This window comes from Actinosynnema sp. NPDC059797, from assembly GCF_042732085.1.
Taxonomy (GTDB): Bacteria; Actinomycetota; Actinomycetes; order Mycobacteriales; family Pseudonocardiaceae; genus Actinosynnema.
This window is the reverse complement of the sequence record NZ_JBHWIE010000038.1, coordinates 39,168-45,308: the sequence shown is the minus strand read 5'-3', so window position 1 is coordinate 45,308 and position 6,141 is coordinate 39,168. Positions and strand designations below refer to the sequence as shown.

The window sequence follows — 6,141 nt, the reverse complement described above, 5'->3', positions numbered from 1 at the left end:
CTACCGGGCCGGCGTTGTTCACGATCGGGACCCGGCCGGTGCACAACAAACGCTGAACAACCGCACCGGCCGGAATCCCTGGTCAGAGCGTGTAATCGAGCTCGAATCGCCCGGGACCGGACCCGTTCCAGGTGATGCGCCCCGAACCGGTGAGCCCCTCCAGCCCGCCGCCCGCCGAGACGACGGTGACGGTGGCGTCGGCCACGCCGTCGCGGAAACCGCCCGCGTGCTGGAGGACGAACGTGCCCTCGCGGCCGGCCAGCGAGCCGGTGACGACCTCGTAGCCGACCGAGGCGCAGGAGGTGTCGTCCGGGTAGGCCATGAGGAAGCGCAGCTCACCCCTCCCCGCCAGGTCCCCGGTGTAGGTGGTGGTCATGGCGCCGGTCGTCTGCTTCGGACCGGTCACCTCGTCGTAGCGGCGGCCGTCCCAGGTGTGCTCGGTCCAGCCGGTCATCTCGGCCGCGGCGGTGGCGTGCGTGGTCATGCGGACAGCTTGTCGGGTGTACCTGACAGGTCTTGTCAGGTAGAACCGAGCGGTGCGCGCGGGCCGGTTGTTGTCGCTGCTCCTGCTGCTCCAGTCGCGTGGCCGGATGACGGCCCGGGAGCTGGCGGACGAGCTGGAGGTGTCGGTCCGGACCGTCTACCGGGACGTCGAGGCGCTGGGCGCGTCCGGGGTGCCGGTGTACGCCGACCGGGGCCCGGCGGGCGGCTACCGGCTGCTGGACGGGTACCGGACCCGGTTGACCGGCCTGACCACGGAGGAGGCCGACTCGCTCTTCCTGGCCGGGATGCCGGGGCCGGCCGCCGAGCTGGGGCTGGGCGCGGTGGTGGCGGCGGCGCAGCTGAAGGTGCTCGCGGCGCTGCCGCCGGAGCTGCGGTCGCGGGCGGGCCGGGTGCGGGAGAGGTTCCACCTCGACACGCCCGGCTGGTTCCGGGGCGCCGAGGAGGTGCCGCACCTGGCGGCGGTCGCGGACGCGGTGTGGCGGCAGCGGCGGGTGCGGCTCCGGTACCGGCGGTGGAGCGACGTGGAGGTGTCCCGGACCGTCGAGCCGCTGGGGTTGGTGCTCAAGGCGGGCCTCTGGTACCTGGTCGTGCGCTCGGGCGGGGACCTGCGGACCTACCGCGTGTCCCGGGTGCTCGACGCGACGGTGCTGGACGAGGGCTTCGACCGCCCCGGAGGCTTCGACCTGGCCGCTTTCTGGACCGACTGGTCGGAGCGGTTCGAGCGGCGCATGTACCCGATGCGCGTGACGGTCCGCCTGACGCCCGCCGGCCTGTCCCGGGGCCGCGTCCTGCTGGGCCTGGTCGCCTCCCGCGCCCTGGACGGCGTCGAACCGGCAGGCGACTGGACCACCGTCGACATCCCCGTCGAATCCCTGGACCACGCCCTGGTCGACCTGATGCGCCTGGGCCCGGACGCCGAGGTCGTCGCCCCACCCGAACTGCGAGACCGCGTCAAGTCCACCCTGACCGCCATGCAAGCCGTCTACCGGTCCTGAACGTACAACTCACCAGTCCCGAACGTACGACTCACCAGTCCCGAACGTACGACTCGCGATGCCCAAGTGGACGACACGCCGGGTTTTGCGCGTGTCCTCCGGTCCGGTATCGCGTGTCGTCCACTCCGGTCGCGCGAGTCGTACGTTCAGGTCGCGCGAGTCGTACGTTCGGGGTGGGTGAGTTCTGCGGTCAGGTCGAGAGCAGTTGGGACAGGGCGGCGTCGATGCCGCGGCCGTCCTCGACGACCGACAGGGTGCCGTCGGTGGAGCGGGCCAGTTCGGTCAGGGGGCCGCGTTCCGGGTCCGGGCCGATGGCGATGACGCTGATCGCGACGTCCTTGCCGGGCTGCTCGGCCGAGGCCAGGCGGGACTTCAGCTCGTCGAAGGTCAGGCCGCCGTCGTTGGCGCCGTCGGTGAGCACCACGATCCGGTTGCGCTTGCCGTCCTGGAAGTTGGCCAGGGCGTGCTCGTAGAGCGCCAGCACGCTGGTGTAGAGCTGGGTGGCGCTCCGCGGCCGCAGCTCGGCCACCCCGTCCAGCAGCGCCTGACGCTGGGTCGCGACCGGACCCGCGGGGACGACCTGCCGGTACGGCTTGTCACCGTCGACCTGTTGGGAGAACTCCCACAGCCCCAGCGAACCCGACACGGACCGGTTGACCTGCCCGGCCAGCGCCTCCCTCAGCCACTCCACCCGGCTGCGGCCGTCGCCGCCGGGTTCCTCCATCGACTTGGAGGTGTCCACCAGCACGTGCACCACCTGGCCGTCGCCCGCGGTCGCCCACGCGGCCGAGATCTGCTGGGTGGTGTCGGCGTCGGCGGGGGTGAGCTTGTCGGTGATCGCGGCCCACCGCACGCCCGGCGACTCCTTGGGCCGGTCGGTGGTCGAGTCCACCCGCAGGCCCGCCAGCGCCAGGGTCCGCTGCTGCTCGTCCTCCTTGAGGAACTGCCGGAACGCCTGCGCCGCCCGCACCTGCGCCTCGCCGACCCAGTCACCGGCCAGCGGCACGAACGGGAAGTCCGCGACCGGCGTCGGCCCGCCCGCCGCCACCCCGTACAGCGGGTGCAGCGGCGCCGTCCCGCCGTCCTTGCCGGTGTTGTGCCGGTACAGGTCCACCTCGAACACGGGCACCGCGCTGAACCCGGCCTCGTTCACGCCGGTCGCGTCCGCGAGCAGGCTCAGCGCCTCCCACGTCCCGGCGGGCGACCCCTGCGCCCTGGCCGCGGTCAGCTTGCCCATCGTGGTCTTCACCGGGTCGAGCGCGAGCATCTCGGTCGTCACCGGGCCCTTGCCCTCCGGGCTCGCGCCGGCCAGCGCGGACTGCACGGCCATCGCGGTGGCGGCGTTGTTCGCCGGGTCGGGCATGGCGACCTTGAACTGCCCCCACTCGGGCTTGCCGAACCGGCCCCACCCGTCGGGCGCACCGGCCAGGTCGGGCAGGTCGGTCCACCGGAACCCGTCGCCGCCCTGGAGCGCCTGCGCCGGCTCCTGGTGCAGGGCGAGCAGCACGGGGCTCGCCGCGATCGACTCGGGCACCGCGCCCAGCAGCGACGCGTTCTGCGCGCCGAGCCGGTTCGCCCACAGCATCGAGTCGGTGATCCACGCGTGCGGCCGCGCGCCCAGCTTCTCCTCGTCCCAGCCCTGGGTGAGCCCGGCCAGCACGGTCTCGGAGTCGATGGACAGCACCTCGACGCGGATGCAGTGGTCGTAGACGACGGGCCGCTGCCTGCTCCACGCCTCGGCGACCTGCTTGACCGCCTCCGCCACGCTGGGCGTCGCCGACACCCGGAGCGGCGCCTCGCCCTCGTCGCACGCCCCCGCCTCGGCCGCCGCGCGCCGCTCCACGATGCCGCCGACCCAGGTCCAGCCCAGCCAGCCGAGCACGAGCAGGGCGACCAAGCCGACGATCGCGACCGGCCACTTGGCGATGCCGCGCCGCACCTTCGTCCGCAGTGCGCGGTGTCGAGACATCGTCTTCCCTCTCAGCGTCGACCACCACTGGCGAATCCCGACCGGCGTCACGCTAACAGGTGACATTTGGGGATCGGGTGAAGTAACCCGGAGTGACCGGGAGCTATCTGCCGGGAACCGGCTCGCCCGACGGCGCACCCGACGGCTCGTCCGACAGCGCGCCGGTCAACTCGCCGGTCAGCTCGATGAGCCGGGCCCTCAGCGGCGCGGCCTCCTCGGCGAACGCGGCCTGCTCCCGCGCGTACTCCGCCCGGCCCTCGGGCGTCTCGACCCGCACCGGCCGGTAGCCGAGCGCGGACAGGTCGTAGGGGCTCGCCCGCATGTCCAGCTCGCGGATCCGCACCGCCAGCTCGAAGCAGTCGACGACCAGCTCGGACGGCGTCGCCGGGTCCAGCTTGTACGACCACTTGAAAAGGTCCATGTTGGCGTGCAGGCAGCCCGGCTGCTCCAGCTCCACCTGCGTCTCCCGGGTCGGCTGGAGCGCGTTGCGCGGCCGTGCCTCGGGCGTGAAGAACCGGAACGCGTCGAAGTGCCCGCACTGCACGCGCTGCGATTCCACCACCGCGTCGGTGCCCGCCCCGCCCAGCCGCAGCGGCCACGCGTCGTGCCGGACCTGGTCCGGCCGCTGCCGGTAGACCATCGCCCACTCGTGCAAGCCGAAGCAGCCCAGCCGGGGCGCGCGGGACGCGGTCGCGGTGAGCAGCCGGCGGGCGAAGCCGATCGTGTTCGCCCGCTCCCGCGCGAACGCCGCCACGTCCAGCTCCACGCCGTCACCGGTCTCCCGGTAGACCGGCCACCGCAGGTAGGCGCGTGCCGCGTCGCCCTCCAGCACCACGCCGGGACCGGGGTGCCAGCGCTCCAGCCGGGACGGGCGGTGGGAGTAGTAGGAGAACAGGAAGTCCAGCACCGGGTGCTTGAGGCCGGCCGCGCGGCGCTCGTGGTGCGGGCCGGTCCACCTCCGCACGCGGGCCGCGTGCGCGTCCCGGCGCGCGGTCCACTCGGCCTCGGACAGGACTTCCCCCACGCCACCAGGGTACTTGCACCCGGAGCGGCTCCAGGCCGAGGCCCGCGCCGGTTCACCCCACGCTAAATCGTGCCGCCCCCCGGGCGGGCGTTGGTTAGGTGGGGGTCATGTCCAGGGGGTGGGTGCGGCTGCAGGCCGTCGCGGTGTCCGGTTCGGTGGCCGAGGGCCTGATGACGACGCTGTTGCCGTGGGTGGCGACCACGATCACGGACGACCCGCGCGAGGTGTCGCTGGTCAACGTGGTCGGTCAGGCGCCGTGGCTGTTGTTCTCGCTGTTCGCGGGGGTGTTGATCGACCGGGCCCGGCGCAGCGCGGTGCTGGCCACGGCCTACGCGGTGCAGCTGTGCGCGGCGCTCGTGATCGCCGCGGCCGGCGTGCTCGACGCGTTCAGCCTGCCGCTGCTGATGGTCGTGGCGTTCGTGGTGACCTCGGCGCAGGTGCTCGGCGACGGCGCGTCCGGCGCGCTGGTGCCAGAGGTGGTGCCGCCGGACCGGCTGCCCGCGGCGAACACTCGGCTGATGGTGATCGACCGGGGCGTGGTGCAGTTCGGCGTGCCGCCGGTGATGGGCGTGCTGGTCGGGGTCGGCCTCGGCGCGCCCGCGTGGGTGGCGGTGGTGGCCGCGCTGGTCGCGCTCGTGCTGGTCAGGGGCTTGCGGTCGGCGCCGGCAGAGCCGTCGGGCAGGCACCCGCTGCGCGACATCCTCGAGGGGATGCGCTACCTGGTGGGCACGCCCCTGCTGCGGTGGATCACGCTGTCGGTGGCGCTCGGCTCGTTCGGGGCGAACGCGGCGATGACGATGTTCGTGCTGTACGCGCAGGACGTCCTGGGCCTGGGCGCCGTCGGGTACGGCGTGCTGCTGGCCTGCATGGCGGCCGGCTGGATCGCGTCGTCGCCGGTGGTGGGCCCGGTCGTGGGGCGGCTGGGCTACTCGTGGGCGATGCGGTGGTCGCAGGTGGGCATGGTGGTGTCGGTGGGGCTGGTCGCCGTGCTGCCGCCGTGGGCGTGGGCGATCGCGGTCACCGGGTTCGCCCAGTCGGTGATCGTGATGGTGTGGAACGTGTGCTCGCAGTCGAGCAGGCAGCGCTTCACCCCGCCCGCCCTGCTGGGCCGGGTGTTGACCAGCCACCGGGCGCTGGCCTGGGGTTTCACCCCGCTGGGCGCGCTGGCCGGCGGGCTGGTGGCGGCGGAGTTCGGGCTGCGCGCCGTGTGGGTGATGGGCGCGCTGATCCAGGTCGTCGCGCTGGTCGTCACGTGGGCCGGGCTGTCGCCGAAGGCGTTCCACGAGGCCGAGCTGGTGGCGGCGGGCCGTTGAGGAGCAGGTCAGAGCGGGGGCACCAGGCCCGGGAACTTGCGCGCCCCGTTGCAGTGCGGGCACTCCCGGCCGTTGTCGACCGTGCGCGGCGCGCCGCCGATCACCGCCGACGTCGGGTTGGCGATGAAGCCGGCCCCGCCGCACAGGTGGCAGATCGTGCGCGCGTCCGACGTCACCCCGAACAGGTCGTCCTCGTCCTCTTCCTCCTCCTCGTCGAACTCGTCCTCGTCCTCGGAGTCGAAGTCGTCCTCTTCGTCGTCGTCACGCGGGTCCACGCGGGCCACCGTAGTGGGGTGGGACCGGGCGCGCCGGTCCCACCCCGCCCTCGGGCGGCGG

The 6,141-nt window shown here is 73.4% G+C and carries 6 protein-coding genes; 2 read left to right on the top strand and 4 right to left on the bottom strand.

The genetic code is table 11. The features are described 5' to 3' along the window. Nucleotides 1-82 precede the first annotated feature (82 nt). Nucleotides 83-484: a DUF3224 domain-containing protein gene (locus tag ACFV4N_RS13325; RefSeq protein WP_499672765.1), complete on the bottom strand. Its 402-nt coding sequence runs from the start codon at nucleotides 482-484 to the stop codon at nucleotides 83-85. A 52-nt stretch (nucleotides 485-536) separates the two neighbouring features. Between ACFV4N_RS13325 and ACFV4N_RS13320 the strand changes: the two genes are divergently transcribed. After that, the gene (locus tag ACFV4N_RS13320; RefSeq protein WP_499672764.1) at nucleotides 537-1,499 is read left to right on the top strand and encodes a helix-turn-helix transcriptional regulator; all 963 of its coding nucleotides are present in this window, start codon (nucleotides 537-539) and stop codon (nucleotides 1,497-1,499) included. A gap of 190 nt (nucleotides 1,500-1,689) precedes the next feature. Here ACFV4N_RS13320 and ACFV4N_RS13315 read toward each other — a convergent pair whose 3' ends face one another. Then, entirely contained in the window at nucleotides 1,690-3,468 is a 1,779-nt protein-coding gene (locus ACFV4N_RS13315) for a substrate-binding domain-containing protein (protein ID WP_499672763.1), read from the bottom strand. 103 nt (nucleotides 3,469-3,571) lie between these two features. Further along, a complete protein-coding gene (locus tag ACFV4N_RS13310; protein WP_499672762.1) occupies nucleotides 3,572-4,492 on the bottom strand; it encodes a 3-methyladenine DNA glycosylase in 921 nt (306 codons plus the stop codon). A gap of 107 nt (nucleotides 4,493-4,599) precedes the next feature. Here ACFV4N_RS13310 and ACFV4N_RS13305 point away from each other — a divergent pair, with 107 nt between their 5' ends. Further along, complete coding sequence (locus ACFV4N_RS13305; protein ID WP_499672761.1) at nucleotides 4,600-5,805, top strand: MFS transporter; 1,206 nt, start codon at nucleotides 4,600-4,602, stop codon at nucleotides 5,803-5,805. 8 nt (nucleotides 5,806-5,813) lie between these two features. Here the strand turns inward: ACFV4N_RS13305 and ACFV4N_RS13300 are convergent, their stop codons facing one another. Further along, nucleotides 5,814-6,080 carry a hypothetical protein gene (locus tag ACFV4N_RS13300; protein WP_499672760.1) on the bottom strand — a complete coding sequence of 89 codons (267 nt, stop codon included), beginning with the start codon at nucleotides 6,078-6,080 and terminating at the stop codon, nucleotides 5,814-5,816. Nucleotides 6,081-6,141 lie beyond the last annotated feature (61 nt).